This window comes from Amnibacterium kyonggiense, assembly GCF_004364555.1.
GTDB lineage: Bacteria > Actinomycetota > Actinomycetes > Actinomycetales > Microbacteriaceae > Amnibacterium > Amnibacterium kyonggiense.
On sequence record NZ_SOAM01000003.1, the window covers coordinates 506,642 to 522,095 of the forward strand.

General features: G+C 72.1%; 15 protein-coding genes. 11 read left to right on the plus strand and 4 right to left on the minus strand.

Features of this window, described 5'->3' with window-relative positions:
* The first annotated feature begins 130 nt into the window (after nt 1–130).
* Nucleotides 131–883 (plus strand): hypothetical protein, encoded by a 753-nt coding sequence (locus CLV52_RS15700; RefSeq protein WP_133767285.1) that lies wholly within the window; start codon nt 131–133, stop codon nt 881–883.
* Between the two features lie 33 nt (nt 884–916).
* Here CLV52_RS15700 and CLV52_RS15705 read toward each other — a convergent pair whose 3' ends face one another.
* Complete coding sequence (locus tag CLV52_RS15705; RefSeq protein ID WP_246018181.1) at nt 917–2,155, minus strand: MFS transporter; 1,239 nt, start codon at nt 2,153–2,155, stop codon at nt 917–919.
* 59 nt (nt 2,156–2,214) lie between these two features.
* Here CLV52_RS15705 and CLV52_RS15710 point away from each other — a divergent pair, with 59 nt between their 5' ends.
* Nucleotides 2,215–2,466, plus strand: coding sequence for a hypothetical protein (locus tag CLV52_RS15710; RefSeq protein ID WP_133767286.1), 252 nt, complete (start codon nt 2,215–2,217; stop codon nt 2,464–2,466).
* A 93-nt stretch (nt 2,467–2,559) separates the two neighbouring features.
* Here CLV52_RS15710 and CLV52_RS15715 read toward each other — a convergent pair whose 3' ends face one another.
* Nucleotides 2,560–4,632 (minus strand): beta-galactosidase, encoded by a 2,073-nt coding sequence (locus tag CLV52_RS15715; protein ID WP_133767287.1) that lies wholly within the window; start codon nt 4,630–4,632, stop codon nt 2,560–2,562.
* A 170-nt stretch (nt 4,633–4,802) separates the two neighbouring features.
* Between CLV52_RS15715 and CLV52_RS15720 the strand changes: the two genes are divergently transcribed.
* The 6 genes from CLV52_RS15720 to CLV52_RS15745 all read left to right on the plus strand — a co-directional run bounded on the left by CLV52_RS15720 (nt 4,803) and on the right by CLV52_RS15745 (nt 10,579).
* On the plus strand, nt 4,803–6,125 hold the full coding sequence (locus CLV52_RS15720; protein WP_133767288.1) for an ABC transporter substrate-binding protein: 1,323 nt from the start codon (nt 4,803–4,805) through the stop codon (nt 6,123–6,125).
* A gap of 53 nt (nt 6,126–6,178) precedes the next feature.
* Nucleotides 6,179–7,138, plus strand: a complete 960-nt coding sequence (locus tag CLV52_RS15725; protein ID WP_133767289.1) for a carbohydrate ABC transporter permease — start codon at nt 6,179–6,181, stop codon at nt 7,136–7,138.
* A gap of 2 nt (nt 7,139–7,140) precedes the next feature.
* Nucleotides 7,141–8,031, plus strand: coding sequence for a carbohydrate ABC transporter permease (locus tag CLV52_RS15730; RefSeq protein WP_133767290.1), 891 nt, complete (start codon nt 7,141–7,143; stop codon nt 8,029–8,031).
* A gap of 20 nt (nt 8,032–8,051) precedes the next feature.
* The gene (locus CLV52_RS15735) at nt 8,052–9,068 is read left to right on the plus strand and encodes a LacI family DNA-binding transcriptional regulator (protein WP_133767291.1); all 1,017 of its coding nucleotides are present in this window, start codon (nt 8,052–8,054) and stop codon (nt 9,066–9,068) included.
* Nucleotides 9,069–9,228: 160 nt separating this feature from the next.
* Entirely contained in the window at nt 9,229–9,786 is a 558-nt protein-coding gene (locus CLV52_RS15740) for a YceI family protein (protein ID WP_133767292.1), read from the plus strand.
* 166 nt (nt 9,787–9,952) lie between these two features.
* Nucleotides 9,953–10,579, plus strand: coding sequence for an MBL fold metallo-hydrolase (locus tag CLV52_RS15745; protein WP_133767293.1), 627 nt, complete (start codon nt 9,953–9,955; stop codon nt 10,577–10,579).
* A 24-nt stretch (nt 10,580–10,603) separates the two neighbouring features.
* On the opposite strand, the gene CLV52_RS15750 is transcribed toward CLV52_RS15745, so the two are convergent.
* Nucleotides 10,604–11,518: a LysR family transcriptional regulator gene (locus CLV52_RS15750; RefSeq protein ID WP_133767294.1), complete on the minus strand. Its 915-nt coding sequence runs from the start codon at nt 11,516–11,518 to the stop codon at nt 10,604–10,606.
* A gap of 86 nt (nt 11,519–11,604) precedes the next feature.
* Between CLV52_RS15750 and CLV52_RS15755 the strand changes: the two genes are divergently transcribed.
* From CLV52_RS15755 to CLV52_RS15765, 3 genes are all read left to right on the plus strand, one after another.
* Nucleotides 11,605–12,624, plus strand: a complete 1,020-nt coding sequence (locus tag CLV52_RS15755; RefSeq protein ID WP_211342720.1) for a YeiH family protein — start codon at nt 11,605–11,607, stop codon at nt 12,622–12,624.
* A gap of 138 nt (nt 12,625–12,762) precedes the next feature.
* Entirely contained in the window at nt 12,763–14,205 is a 1,443-nt protein-coding gene (locus CLV52_RS15760) for an APC family permease (RefSeq protein ID WP_133767296.1), read from the plus strand.
* Nucleotides 14,202–15,014, plus strand: a complete 813-nt coding sequence (locus tag CLV52_RS15765) for a nitrilase-related carbon-nitrogen hydrolase (protein ID WP_133767297.1) — start codon at nt 14,202–14,204, stop codon at nt 15,012–15,014. The genes CLV52_RS15760 and CLV52_RS15765 overlap by 4 nt, the downstream gene beginning before the upstream one ends.
* Before the next feature lie 24 nt (nt 15,015–15,038).
* On the opposite strand, the gene CLV52_RS15770 is transcribed toward CLV52_RS15765, so the two are convergent.
* Nucleotides 15,039–15,446, minus strand: a complete 408-nt coding sequence (locus CLV52_RS15770; RefSeq protein WP_133767298.1) for a tautomerase family protein — start codon at nt 15,444–15,446, stop codon at nt 15,039–15,041.
* Between the last annotated feature and the right edge of the window lie 8 nt (nt 15,447–15,454).

Genomic DNA, 15,454 nt, shown 5'->3' on the forward strand with positions numbered 1-15,454 from the left:
CGCGACCTCGTCGGCGCCGATCAGGAACCCGTGTCGTCCTCCTGGCCGGCGCTCTGCCTCCCCACAGGATCGGCGGCGAGCGTGCCGCGGGCGCCGATCGGAGCGCCGATCCCCGACCGAACGGACGCCCATGCCGACCGAGCCCCCTGCGCAGAGCAAGCGCGAGCGCCGCAACGCGGCGCGGGAGCACGCCGCTGCGCTCCGCCTCGCGGAACGTCGTCGGCAGCGCCGCCGCCGGCTCGTCGTCTGGAGCAGCGCGGGAGCGGCGGCCGCCGTCGTGCTGGCCGCGATCGTCGTGCTCGCCGTCACCCTCTCCTCCACCGCCTCGGCCGGATCGACGGCGGCGAGCGCCGGCACCATCGGCCCCGAGGGCATGGCGGACGAGACCGGCACCGTCCTCGCGGCGAACACCACGGGCACCTCCGGCGCCACGAAGGACGGCATCGCCTGCAACACCGGCGAAGGCGCGGCGGAGCACATCCACACCCACGTCGCCGTGTACGTCGACGGCCGGCTCCGTCCCATCCCCGTCGGCGTCGGCGTGGTCACCCCGTCCGTCCAGGACGCCGGCACCCCGGACGCGTTCGCCCAGGCGACGCGCTGCTACTACTGGCTGCACGTGCACGCGAGCGACGGCGTCATCCACGTGGAGGCGCCCGCGAAGGCCACCTACACGCTCGGGCAGTTCTTCGCGGTCTGGGGCCAGCCGCTGTCCGCCACGAACGTCGCGGGCGCGACCGGGAGGCAGACGGTCTTCGTCGACGGCAAGCGCTTCACCGGGGACCCGGCGACGATCGCCCTCGGCTCGCGCGAGGACATCCAGATCGACGTCGGACGGGCCGTGCCGTTCCGCGCGGTCGACTGGAGCGCCAGCCAGCTGTGATCCGGCGGGGCCGTCGGCCTCGACGGGCGGCGTTCAGCGGGCGGCCTGCGCCGCGCCGGCGTCCGCGTGCGCGATGTGCGCGAGCTGCGGCCAGAGCACGATGACGAGCACGGCCGAGCCGACGAACGCGAACCAGAAGGGGGCGACGACGCCGAAGCCCTCCGCGAGCGCGCCGCCGATCCCCGCGCCCACGACCAGCCCGCCGAAGGTGGCCACGGTGTTGACGCTGTTCACCCGGCCCTGCAGCTCCTGCGGAACGGCTCGCTGCCGCACCGTGACGGAGGTCGTGCCCCAGACGAACGCGTGCGCGCCGAACAGCGCGAACACGATGTACGCGACCCACGGCGTCGTCGTGAGGGCGAGCGCGAGGTGGGTCGCGGTCTCCACGACGAGACCGACCCGCATCAGCGTCGCCAGCGACACCCGCCGCGTGAGCGCGCCGTAGCCGAGCGTCGCCGCGATGCCGCCCGCGGCGATGACGGCGGTGATCGCGCCGTACCCGATCGCGCCGAGCCCGAGCCGCTCGCGCGCGTAGAGCACGAGGACGGACCAGGCCGCGCCGTAGGTCACGTTGAACAGGAGGATGGTCAGCACCAACGTGCGGATGTTCGGGTGCGCCCACGTCCAGCGCAGCGCCTCCCCGATCTCGCGGTGGGGTCGGGCCGGCGCTCGCGGTGGTCGCGGCGGGAGCACGATCCGCGTGATGAGGATCGCGCCCGCGAGCAGCAGCAGCGCCTGCGCGACGAAGGGCAGCGCGGTGCCCGCGGCGAAGAGGAGGGCGCCGAGGGGCGGGCCGACCAGGTTCTGCATCGTCACGAAGCCGCCCATCAGCCGCGCGTTGCCGACGGCGAGGTCGTCGCGGTCGACGACGGCGGGCAGGAGGGTCGCCTCCGCGCTGTCGCCGAACACCTCGGCGACCCCGAAGGCGAACAGGGCGACGAGGACCAGCCCGATCCCGACCGCGTCGGTGAGGATCGCCGCGACCAGCACGCCGAGGACGGCGACGCGGACGAGCCCGGTGATCACCACGACGCGGCGACGGTCGAACCGGTCGGTCACCACGCCCGCGACGAGGCCGAGCACGAGCGGCGGCAGCCACTGCAGCGCGGCCGCCAGCGCGACGAGGAACGGGGACCCGGCGAGCCGCGCGACGAGGAGGGGACCCGCGGCGAGTGCGATGCCGTCACCGAGGTTCGACGTCCAGGCGGAGCCGAGCAGCCAGCGGAACGAGGCGCCCATCCGGGCCGGCGCCACCCGCTCCACCAGTCCCACGGCGGAGCAGCGTATCCGCGACGCGCAGCCGTCGTCGGACGCCGGACTACCGTTCCTGCATGGGCTCGGGCATCGTGCGGATCGTCGTCGGGGCCGTGCTCACCGTGTTCCTCGGGTCCTGGGCGCTCGCGAGCCTCGCGCTGCTCCTCGGCGGTCTCGTGCAGGGCACGAACGGCGCGACATTGATCGGCAACGCCATCGGCGCCGCGCTCGCCGTCCCGCTCACCGTGCTCGCGGCCCGTCGGCTGCTGCTCCGCGGGATCGCGCAGCGCCAGGCGGCCCGGGCCGCGCGACCGGGCCCCTCCTCCTGACCGCGCCGCGTCGCTCCGGCGCCCCGGCCTCGTCGGTCGGGATCGCGTTCGCGGGGGGGGTCGCGCGAGCCGTGTCGAGCACGCCCGAGGCGCTCACTCGTCCGTCCCGATGCGCACGATCCGGACCGACCCGGCGGGCACGCGCAGCGATCCGCTCACCGCCTCCCCGGTGAGCAGCTCGGCGCCGGTCGCACTGAGCTCCTGATCGCTTTCAGCGTGATTGATCGCGATGCGGAACCGACTCGCTCCGTCGCTGCGCTCGACGACCTCCATGCCCGTGTTCGCAGGACCGACGGGGATGCCGGTGTCGACGAGGACGTCCTCGAGCAGCGTGCCGAGGCGCTGGTCGTCGAGCCTGGTGGAGACGTACCAGGCCGTCCCCCGGCCGAACGCGTTCCGCGTCACCGCCGGCCGACCCTCCGCCCGGCCCGACGTGAAGACGCTGAGCGGCTGCGCGCCCTCCAGACGGAGGTCGTCCGCCCACAGACTCCCGGTGCCGCCGGACGACAGCGGCGCGGCCTCGTCCTCCGCGAACGGCAGGAACTCCTCGACGCGCAGGCCGAGCGGCTCTGCCAGTGGACCGAGGTATCCGCCGTCGGGGACGGCGTCGTCCTCATCGACCAGCGCGCTCGCGAAGCCGACGACGAGCCGACCGCCGTCGGCGACGAAGCGGGAGAGGTTCTCGCCCGCCCGCTTCGACACGAGGTAGAGCTGCGGCGCCAGCAGGACGGCGTACCCGGTCAGGTCCGCCTCCGGATGCACGAAGTCGACGGTCACGCGTCGGTTCCAGAGCGCGGAGTAGTACTGCTCGATCGCGCGGCGATGGCTCAGCTCGACCGACGGCCGCCACTCGAGGTCCTGCGCCCAGAACGACTCCCAGTCCCAGAGGATCGCGATGCGGGTGCGCACCTGGGACCCCTGGACCTCCCCCAGCCGTCGCAGGTCCTGACCGAGCGCCACGACCTCCTTCCAGATCCGCGAGTCCGGGCCGCTGTGCGGGAGCATCGCCGAGTGGAACTTCTCCGCGCCGTACCGCGAGGCACGGAACTGGAAGAAGAGGACCCCGTCGGCGCCGCGCCCGAAATGGCTCATGCTGTTCCTGGCCAGCTCGCCAGGACGCTTCGCGAGGTTCCTCGGCTGCCAGTTGACGGCGGAGGTGGAGTGCTCCATGAGGATCCACGGCCGTCCGCCGGCGAGCGACCTGGTGAGGTCCGCGTCCATCGCGAGCAGGACGTGGTTGTCCGTCCGCTCGGCCTTCAGGTAGTGGTCGTTCGCGACGACGTCGACCTCGCGCGCCCACTTCCAGTAGTCGACCGACGGGCAGTTCGTCGCCATGAAGTTGGTCGTGATCGGCAGGTCCGGCGTGTGCCGACGGATCGCGTCCCGCTCGCCGACGAAGCACTCGAGGAGCGCGTCCGACGAGAAGCGCGCGAAGTCGAGGCGCTGGGTCTGATTGACGACGGTCGCCGCCTGTCGGGGCGCATCGATCTCGTCCCAGAACCCGTACATCTGTCCCCAGAACCGCGTGCCCCACGCAGCGTTCAGCGCGTCGAGCGAGCCGTACCTCCGCTGGAGCCACGCCCGGAACGCGAGGACGGAGTGCGCGTCGTAGGACTCGCTGACCGGCGCCCCGTACTCGTTGTGGACGTGCCACATCACGAGCGCGGGGTGGTCGGCGTAGCGGGCGGCGAGCCGGTCGGCGATGCGGGTGGCGGCGCGCCGGTAGTCCGGCGAGCTCGGCGACACGATGCCTCGTGACCCGCGGCCGAGCACGACGCCGTCGCGCGTCACGGGCGCGGAGTCCGGGTACCGCTTCCAGAACCACGCCGGAGGCGCTGCGGTCGGCGTGCCCAGGTCGACGTCGATCCCGGCTCCGGCGAGCAGGTCCATGACCTCGTCGAGGAGGTGGAAGTCGAACTCGCCCTCCGTCGGCTCGAGCAGCGCCCACGAGAAGATCCCGATGCTGACCAGGTTGACGCCCGCTTCGCGCATGAGGTCGATGTCGCGCAGCCAGGTCTCCCGCGGCCACTGCTCGGGGTTGTAGTCCCCGCCGTACCGGATCTCGCGGGTGCCGCGAGGCCAGAAGGGGGGCGCGGCGCCGGGCTCGGCGAGCGCGTCGGAGAACCCGGCGTCCCCGCCGAGGCGGGAGGTGGACAACGACGTCATGCGCGCTCCTGACTGTGTGCGGTCACAGTTGTAACACAGCGGCAGAGGTGGGGCGCGTTCGAGTTGACAGCGCCGATCGCATGTGCTCCCCTGTAACCGCTCACAGCGACCGATCATGTCCTGCGCGGCAGACGCGTCTCGAGCGGCACCGACTCAACGAGGAGAATCTCTTGCGAATCGCATTCAAGGCGGGGGCACTCGCCGCCGTCGCTGCTCTGGCGCTGACGACCGCCGCCTGCAGCTCCCCCGCCTCGACGGGCGACACGGACGGGGCGAGCTCCGACTCCGGCCCGGTGAACCTGACCTACTGGGCCTGGGCGCCGAACATGGACAAGGTCGTCGACATCTGGAACAAGTCCCACCCGGACATCACGGTGACGGTGAACAAGCAGGACGGCGGCGACGCCGCCGTGACGAAGCTGCTGACCGCGATCAAGGCGGGCAGCGGCGCACCGGACCTCATGCAGGCCGAGTACCAGAAGATCCCGACGCTCGTGTCGGCCGGCGCCCTGAAGGACCTGTCGAAGCTCGGTGCCGCGAGCACCAAGAGCGACTTCACGGCGGGCGCATGGAACGCCGTCACCCTGGGCTCGAGCGCGATCTACGCCGTGCCGCAGGACACCGGGCCGATGATGTTCTACTACCGCAAGGACGTCTTCAAGAAGCTCGGCCTGAAGGCGCCCGCCACGTGGGACGACTACGCGAAGGCCGCAGAGGTCATCCACAAGGCGGACCCGACGCAGTACCTCGGCACCTTCTCCTCCGGCGACCCGGGCTGGTTCGCCGGTCTGACGCAGCAGGCCGGCGCGTCGTGGTGGTCGATCTCGGGCCAGTCGTGGGGCGTCGACATCGACTCGGCGGCGAGCAAGAAGGTCGCGAGCTACTGGGGCGGCCTCGTCCAGAAGGGCGTCATCGACAACGACCCGATGTACACGCCGGCGTGGAACGCCGCGCTGAACGACGGCAAGCAGGTCGGTTGGATCAGCGCGGTCTGGGGTCCGGGCGTGCTGGCGGGCAACGCCGGCAAGACGAAGGGCGACTGGGCGGCGGCCACGCTCCCCCAGTGGACCGCAGGCGCGAACGCGAACGGCAACTGGGGCGGCTCCTCGACCGCGGTCACCGCGCAGAGCGAGCACCCGCAGCAGGCGATGCAGTTCATCAAGTGGCTGAACACCGATCCGACGGCCGTGAAGGCGCTCGCCCAGATCGCGAACATCTACCCCGCTGACGTGCACGCCACGGATTCGGCGCTCACCACGGCTCCGGACTTCTTCTCCGACCAGTCCGACTTCTACCAGGTCGCGGCGAAGGCCTCCGCCGCGGTGCAGCCCTTCACCTACGGCCCGAACGTGAACGTCGCCTACAGCGCGTACACCGACGCGTTCGCGAAGGCCGCGCAGGCGAAGCAGCAGTCGCAGTTCCTGTCGGCGCTCTCGTCGATGCAGTCGACCACGACCAGCGACCTGAAGAAGTCCGGCTTCTCGGTCAAGTGAGTCGGAGGGGGCCGGAGCGATCCGGCCCCCTCTCCTTTCGGAAAGGACGCGGCATGACCGCAGTGACGCAGACGGCGCCCAGGCCCGCCGTCGCCAAGCGCCGGAGGCGCGACCTCCGCTCGCGGGTCCTCACGCCCTACGCGATGCTCCTGCCCGGCATCGTGCTGTTCCTGGCCTTCATGGCCGCACCGATCCTCTACACGGTCGTGCTGTCGCTGCAGACCGTCAAAGTGGAAGGCCTCGGACTCGGGCCCGACTCGCGGTCCGTCGTCTTCGCGGGCCTGGAGAACTACGCGAACTCGCTCGCCGACCCGGAGTTCGGGGCGAGCGTGCTGCGGGTCTTCCTCTACGGCCTCATCGTCATCCCGCTGATGCTCGGCTTCGCGCTGCTGTTCGCGCTCCTGCTCGACTCCAAGCGCAGCCGCGCGACACGGTTCAGCCGCGTCGCGATCTTCCTGCCCTACGCCGTGCCGGCGGTGATCAGCTCGCTGCTGTGGGGCTTCCTCTACCTGCCCTCGGTGAGCCCGTTCGTCTTCCTGGCGAACCTGCTGAACGTGCCGGTGCCGAACGTGCTGGGCCCGAACCTCGTCATGTTCGCCGTTGCCAACATCGCGATCTGGGGCGGTGTCGGCTTCAACATGATCGTGATCTACACGTCGCTCCGCGCGATCCCGTCGGACATCTACGAGGCCGCCCGCATCGACGGCGCGACGGAGGTGCAGATCGCCTGGCGCATCAAGATCCCGATCGTCATCCCGTCGCTGATCATGACGGCGCTCTTCTCGATCATCGCCACCCTGCAGGTCTTCGCCGAACCGACCACGCTCCGGCCGCTGACGAATTCGCTGTCCACCAGCTGGACGCCGCTGATGAAGGTCTACCGCGACGCGTTCACCCGCAACGACATCTACTCCGCCGCCGCCACCAGCGTCCTCATCGCCGTCGGCACGTTCGTGCTGTCGTTCCTCTTCCTCCGCGTCGTGCAGCGACGCGCTTTCGGTCAGGAGGACTGATCATGGCCACCATCGCGACCACTCCCGTCCTCCCCGCCACCACGCGCACGCGCCGCGGTCACGCCGAGCGTCCCAGCGCGTTCGGGACGGCGATCCTGCTCCTCGGCGTCGTCTACTGCCTGCTGCCCGTCGTCTGGGTCGTCATGGCGTCGACGAAGAACGGGTCGGAGCTGTTCTCCACCTTCACGTTCGCGCCGAGCACGCACCTCCTCGACAACATCGTCGAGCTGACGCAGTACCGCGGCGGCCTCTTCTGGCTCTGGATGCTGAACACCGCGATCTACGCGGGCGTGGGAGCCCTCGTGTCCAGCCTGGTCTCCGCCCTGTCCGGCTACGTGCTGGCCAAGTTCGACTTCCCGGGCAAAGGCGTCGTCTTCGGCATCCTGCTGATGGGCGTGCTGGTCCCGAGCGTCATCCTCGCGATCCCGCAGTACTTCCTGCTGGCGCAGATCGGCCTGACGAACACCTACTGGTCGGTCCTGCTGCCGCAGCTCATCAGCCCGTACGGCATCTACCTCGCCCGCATCTACGCGGCAGCGGCCATACCGACCGACGTGGTCGAGGCGGCGCGCACCGAGGGCGCCGGCGAGCTGACGACGTTCTTCCGCATCGCCATCCCGATGATGGCGCCCGGCCTCGTCACGATCTTCCTGTTCCAGTTCGTCGCGATCTGGAACAACTTCCTGCTGCCCTACATCATGCTCGGAGACGACCACCTCTTCCCGATCACGGTCGGCCTCTCCGGCCTGCTGAACCAGGGGGCGACGGTCCCGGCGCTGTACACGCTGGTCATCACGGGAGCGCTCCTGTCGATCGTCCCGCTGATCATCCTGTTCCTCGCGCTGCAGCGCTTCTGGCGCGTCGACCTCGCGGCCGGCGCGGTGAAGGCGTGACCGTTCCTACAATCCCGAAGGTGAGCAACGGGGCCGGGAAGCGGCGTCCCACCATCGACGACGTGGCCGAGGCCGCCGGCGTGTCCCGAGGGACCGTCTCGCGGGTCCTGAACGGCGGCCGCTGGGTCAGCCCTGACGCGCACGCGTCAGTCACCGCGGCGATCAAGCGCACGGGGTACCGGATCAACGTCCAGGCCCGCAGCCTCGCCACCTCGCGCACGGGAACGGTCGCGTTCCTGCTCACCGAGCCGCACGACCTGCTGTTCGAGGACCCGAACTTCTCGATCCTCATGCGGTTCGCCGCGGACGCGCTGGCGCGGGACGACATCTCGCTCGTCCTGATCATGGCGTCGAACGCGGACGAGCAGCGGCGCGCGCTCGACTTCCTGGGGGCCGGGCACGTGGACGGCGTGCTCCTCGTGTCCTCGCACAGCGGCGGTCAGGGATTCGTCGGTGCGATCAACCGCCTCGGCCTGCCGGCGATCGCGTGCGGAGCGCCGATCGGCTTCGAACGGACGATGGGCTGGGTCGCCGCCGACGAGGAGCAGGGCGCGCGCACGGCGACCGAGTACCTGCAGCAGATCGGTCGCCGTCGGATCGCCCTCATCGCCGGGCCGCAGGACACATCCGGCGGACAGCAGCGTCTCGCCGGCTATCGCGCGGCGCTCGACGGGGCGTTCGACGAGTCCCTCGTCGCGATCGGCGACTACGGCCGGTCGAGTGGAGCCCGTGCGATGCACGAGCTGCTCGAGCGTCGTCCCGATCTCGACGCGGTGTTCGCGGCGAACGACCGGATGGCGGCCGCCGCCCTCGGAGTCCTCCAGGCGTCCGGCCGCGCCGTCCCCGACGACGTCGCGGTCGTCGGATTCGACGACTCGCCCGCCGCGCTCGAGACCTCGCCGACCATCACCACGATGCGGCAGCCGTTCGAGCGGATCAGCCGCGAGATGGTCCGCCTGCTCGTCGGCGAGATCGGCGGCGAGCGCCCGGCCGCGATCACGATCCCGACCGAGCTCGTCATCCGCGAATCGGCCTGACCCGGCTCAGCGCGGCGCCTGCCCGAGCGCGCCGAGCCGCTCCGACGAGTCGGGAATAGCGCGGAGCAGTGGACGCTTCCACCACTCGCGCCATTTGATTGACACGTCAAATACCTGACGGGTCGACGGCGCGCCACGACCATCTGGAGAAGGAACCGCCATGACCATCACCGCAGCGCACGTCGACGGCTACCGCGCCGGGACCTGGAAGCTCGACCCCACCCACTCGGAGATCGCCTTCTCCGTCCGCCACCTGGCCATCAGCAAGGTCAAGGGCGTCTTCGAGCAGTTCGACGTCACCGTCGTCGCACCGGAGGACCCGGCGGACGCGACGGTGGAGGCCACCGTCGAGATCGCGAGCGTCAACACGAAGCAGGCGCAGCGCGACCAGCACCTGCGCACCAGCGACTTCTTCGCCGCGGACGAGCACCCGCAGATGATCTTCCGCTCCACCGCGCTGCACGCCGAGGAGGACGGCGAGTTCGTGCTCGACGGGGACCTCACGCTGCGCGGCGTCACGAAGCCCGTCTCACTCAAGGGCGAGTTCGGCGGCATCGTCACGGACGGCTACGGCCAGACGAAGGCCGGCGTCGAGGCGAAGACGAAGATCAACCGCCACGACTTCGGCGTGAGCTGGAACGCGGCCCTCGAGGCAGGCGGCATGACCCTCGGCGACGAGGTGACCGTCACCTTCGACCTGCAGTTCGTCCTGAGCTGATCCGCCGCGGCCCGGACCGTCGCTCCACCCGACGGGCGGCGCGCCGGGCCGGGCCGGTGACGTCGGCGCGGAGCGCCGGGTCGGGTCGGCGCGGGACCGATTCCGTCCCCTGCCCACCCCGATGTGTACGGTGTCCACCAGGACTCGTCGTCAGGAGGACCGCCCCATGCGCGCTGGACGCCGCATCACGATCACGCCGCTGCTCGTCGGGGACCTGCTCGTCGCCGAAGACGAGCGGCTGCCGATCTTCGTGCACCTCATCGACCACCCGGACGGCCGCCTGCTCGTCGACACCGGAGTGACCGAGCTGCACCCCGCCCTCGCGGACATGGAGCCGCGCCTGCACCCGCTCACCGAGCACGACCTGGACCTCGCCTCGATCGACGTGGTCGTGAACACCCACCTGCACGCCGACCACTGCGGCGGCAACCACCTGTTCGCCGGCACGCCGATCCTCGTGCAGCGCACCGAGCTCGCGGACGCGTCCGAGCAGGAGGACTACACCCTGCGCGACTGGGTGCACGCGCCCGGTGTGGAGTACGTCGAGGTCGACGGCGATCACGAGGCCCTCCCCGGCGTCCGCCTCCTCGCCGCCCCCGGGCACACCCGCGGGTCGCAGATCGTCGTGGTGGACGGCGAGGACGGCCCCGTGATGATCGCGGGCGACACCGCGGTCTGGGGCGGCGAGCTCGACGAGCCGACCACGCAGGGCCAGCGGCGCATCCGGTCCCTCGAGCCGACCGCCGTCTGGCTGGCGCACGCGAGCGATCCCTGGCGGCCGCCCACCGCGTGAACACGCCGGGCCGGTCCGGACGGGTCAGCGCCGGCCGGGCGCGAGATCGCGTTCGGCGACGGCGAGCAGGGCGCCTGCGGGCCCCGACGGGGGCTGCTGCGGGCGCCACACCGCGCGGAGCGAGCGCGCGAGCCGGAGTCCCGCGACGTCGACCTGCACCAGCCGGCCGGCCGCGACGTCCTCCTCCACCGCGAGACGGCTGAGGACGGTGGCGCCCCGGCCGCTCGCGACGGCGTGCTTGAGCGCGGTCGTGGAGCCGAGCTCGAGCGCGGGGCGCGCGACGAGGTGCCGGGAGGCGAGCGCGCGGTCGAGCACCTGGCGCGTGCCCGACGTCGGCTCGCGCAGCAGCAGCGTCCCGGCGATCAGCTCCTCCGGCTCGACGGGCGCCGTGCGGCGGCCCCAGGGGTGACCGGGAGCCACGACGAGCACGAGCCGGTCGCGGCCGACGGTCCGCCCGACGAGCTCCGGCGGCGTGCGCGGACCCTCGACGAAGCCGAGCGCCGCATCGCCGCTGCGGACCAGGGCAGCGACGGCCGGCGAGTTGACGGACGTCGACGCGATCGTGATGCCCGGCAGCAGATCGTGCAGCGCGACGAGCCACCGCGGCATGAGGTAGTCCGCGACGGTCAGCGACGCGGCGACGCTCAGCTGGCGCGGCTCCCCCGCCAGCACCTCGACATCGCGGCGGAACGCCGCGGCCGCCGCCACGAGCGGCGCGGCCCAGGTCGCGACCAGCTCCCCGGAGGCCGTCGGGCGCGAGCCGGTCGCGCCGCGCTCCAGCAGCGGGAACCCGAGCTGCGCCTCCAGGGTCCGGATGCGCTGGCTCGCCGCGGGCTGGCTGATGCCGAGTCGCCGTGCCGCCGCACCGAGGCTGCCGCCCTCGTGGACCGCGAGGAGGAGCCGGAGCGCCTCGAGGTCCGGCAGCCGCCCTTCCGTCATAAGTCGACTTTATGACCCCATCGGCCCGAGGCGGCTACCGCGGCGGTCGGTCGGCGCCGATCGTGGTGCGGGAGATGAGGAGTCGCATGCAGGGAATCGTCCGTCTGGCACCGGGACTCGCGGTCGTCGCCGCGATCACCGCCGTCGCCACCGCGCTCGGGGCGCTGGTGCCCGTCGTCGGGGGCCCGGTCTTCGGTATCGTGCTCGGCGCGGTCTGCGCGACGGTCCTCCGCCCCGGGTCCCGCGTCGCGGCTGGCGCGGGCTTCGCCGGGAAGCGCGTCCTCCAGGCGAGCATCGTCGTGCTCGGAACGGGCTTGTCGCTCACCCAGGTCGTGCAGGTGGGCGTCGCGTCGCTGCCGGTGATGCTCGGCACCCTGGCCGTGGCGCTGCTCGGCGCCGCGGTCGTCGGCCGGCTGCTGCGGGTCGACGGGGACGTCCGCACCCTCATCGGCGTCGGCACCGGCATCTGCGGCGCATCCGCCATCGCCGCGACCACCGCGGTGATCGGGGCGGCGGAGGCGGAGGTCGCCTACGCGATCGGCACGATCTTCACCTTCAACGTGGCGGCGGTGCTGCTCTACCCGACGCTCGGCCACCTCCTCGGCCTGTCCCAGCACGCGTTCGGACTCTGGGCCGGCACGGCGATCAACGACACCTCGTCGGTCGTCGCGGCGGCGTACACCTACGGTCCCGACGCCGGCGCCTACGGCGTCGTCGTCAAGCTCACCCGGACGCTGATGATCATCCCGATCTCGATCGCTCTCGCCGCCCTCGCCGCACACCGGGAGCGGGCGGCTCGGACCACGGAGGTTGACGCCGCTGCGCGTCGCACCATCCCCTGGCGGCGCCTGTTCCCCCTGTTCATCGTCGGATTCCTCGCCGCCAGCGCGCTCGACACCGCGGGCGCGATCCCCGCCTCGTGGCACCCGACCCTCGGCACGATCGGCGTCCTGCTCATCACCGCGGCGCTGACCGGGATCGGCCTGTCGACCCGCCTCGCCACCCTCCGCGCCGCCGGGCACCGGCCGCTGCTGCTGGGCGGCGTCCTCTGGCTGCTCGTCGGCGCGACGAGCCTGCTGCTGCAGGCCGCGACCGGGACGCTGTGATCGGGCCGGGCCCGACGCCGCGAGGGCAGCGGCGCAGCAGGTCAAGGTCGGGCCTATGGCTTCCCCGGGGCGGTTGCCGATAGTCCACGTCGGGTCGGCGTCGGTACCGTCGCGGTCACGCGCCGACGGAAGGTCCCCATGAGCACCACGAAGTCCGCCCCGACCGGTGAATCGCTGCACCGGGAGCTCAAGGTCACCGATGCCGCGTCGTTCTCGATCGGCCTGATCGGCCCGGTCGGCGTCATGGCGCTGCTCGGGGTCGGCGCCGCCGGCATCCTCGGCCGCGGCGCCACGTGGGCGTTCGTCTTCGCGCTCGTGGCGGTGTCCCTCGTCGCCTACGGGTTCGTGAAGCTCTCGCGGCACATCGCCCACACGGGCAGCGTGTACGCGACGGTGGGCATCACGCTCGGGTCGCGGGCCGGCTTCGTGGCCGGCTGGATGCTGTTCCTCGCCTACTTCACCATCGGCGCCGGCTCCACGATCGAGATCGGGCTGTTCCTCGAGCAGCTGCTGCAGGACCTCGGCGTCGCCTTCGCGCCCGACTGGCTGATCGTCGCGCTCGTCGCGCTGGTCGTCGTGCTCGTGGTCAGCCGCAGCCAGGTGCACGTCATCACCCGCGTGCTGCTCCTCGCCGAGCTGATCGGCGCGGCGCTCGTGACCGTGCTGAACCTGATCGTCCTGTTCCGGCTCGGCACGGGCACCGCGCCGGGCGGCCGAGGGCTCAGCCTCGCCTTCCTCCAGCTGCCCTCCGGCACGGACATCACGACGATCGGCGCCGCCGCCGTCTTCGGGTTCCTCGCCTTCGCGGGCTTCGAGGGCGCCGCGACGCTCGGCGAGGAGACGAGCGACCCGAAGCGCGACATCCCCCGGGCGCTGAAGATCGCGGTCGCCGTGGTCGGCGCGTTCTACCTGCTCTCGATCGTCGCCCAGACGCTCGGCTACGGCACCTCGGACGCGGACGTGAAGCGCCTCACGAACGCGGCGGCCCCGTACGGCGACCTCGGCCGTGCGTACGTCGGCCCCTGGCTCGCGGACCTGCTGACCCTCTTCGCCATCGTCAGCCTGTTCGCGATCTCGATCGGCACCCTCTCCGGCGCCTCCCGCGTGCTGTTCGCGCTCGGCCGGGGCGCGGGCCTCCGCCGCGGAATCGCCCGCGTCTCGCTGAAGGGCGTGCCCGTCGCCGCCCTGCTCGTGAGCGGGGGCGCCGCCGCGCTCTGCATGGTGATCGAGCGGCTCACGGGCGCCGGGGTGCTCGACGCCACCTACTGGGTGCTGACGATCGGCACGATCGGCCTGCTCGTCGCCTACGTCCTCGCGACCGTCGGGGCGATCCGCTTCCTGTTCTTCGGCGGCCGCACCAGGACGCCGAAGTGGCAGATCGTCGTGCCGGTGCTCGCGGTGCTCCTCCTCGCCTACACGCTGTTCAAGAACGCCGTCGGGCTCGACGCGCCCTACAGCTGGTTCCCGTACCTCGTGGCCGTGTGGCTGCTCGTCGGCGTCGCGCTCTCGTTCCGCAGGGGGCTGAAGGAGCAGGTCGCCGCGGACCTGAGCGGCTCGGACTCGACGGCGGTCGTGCCGTGACGCGCATCGCCGCGGTGCAGCTCGCCCCGGTGGTCGGGGACCTGGCGGGCAACGTCCGGCGCGCGCTCGACGCGGTCGAGGCCGCCGTCGACGGCGGGGCCGAGGTCGTCGTCCTCCCCGAGCTCACGACGTCCGGCTACGTCTTCACCACCCCGGAGGAAGCGCGCTCCCTCGCCCTGCGCCCCGACGACGAGGTGCTCGACCGCTTCGCGGCGGCCGCGGGGCCGGCGACGGTGGTCGTCGGGTTCGCCGAGGCGACGGACGGGGACCGGGTCTGCAACAGCGCCGCGCTGCTGGACGCGTCCGGGGTGCGAGCCGTCTACCGCAAGGTGCACCTCTGGGATCAGGAGAAGCGGTTCTTCGCGCCCGGTGACGCGCGACCGCCGGTCGTCGAGACGGAGCACGGCCGGATCGGCGTGATGATCTGCTTCGACATGGAGTTCCCGGAGTGGACCCGCATCGCCGCGCTCGGTGGCGCCGACCTGCTCGCGGTCCCCACGAACTGGCCCCTCGGCCCCACGCCCGACGGCGAGCGCCCCGCCGAGGTCCAGATCGCGATCGCCACCGCGCGGATGAACAGGATGGCGATCGCGTGCGCCGACCGCACCGGCACGGAGCGCACCGTGGAATGGACCGCCGGCACGACGATCGTCGACGCGCTCGGCGCCGTCGCCGCGCAGGTGGGCCCCGGGACCGGCACCGCCTGGGCCGACCTCGACCTCCGCGCGTCCCGCGACAAGAAGCAGGCGGACCTCGTCGACCTGCTCGGCGACCGGCGCCCCGACCTCTACGGCCCCCTGCTCGACTGAGGCGCTCGGCGCCCGGCCGGCGTCTCAGTCGGCCTTCGGGACGGCGAGCTCGCCGGTGGCGTACTGGGCGCGGCCGAAGCCGAACGACCAGTCCTCCGGCCCGCTCTCGATGTAGCTGATGAAGACGTCCTCGGGCTCGACCCCGGCCGCCTGCAGCTCGGTGCAGACCGCCGCGTAGAGCTGCTGCTTCGCCTCGGCGGTCCGCCCCTGCTGGGTGAAGATCTGGATCATGACGACGCCCGCGGACCGCTCGAACCCGAGTCCGGCGTCCAGGGCGATGATCTGCGACGCGGCGTGCTCGGTGATGATCTGGAAGCGGTCCCGCTCGGGGATGCCGTAGGTGCGCACGAGCGCGTCCTGGACGCCGTCGGCGATCCGGCGGACACGACCCGCGTCGGTCCCGGTGAGCAGGTCGATTCGGACGAGGGGCATCGCGGTCT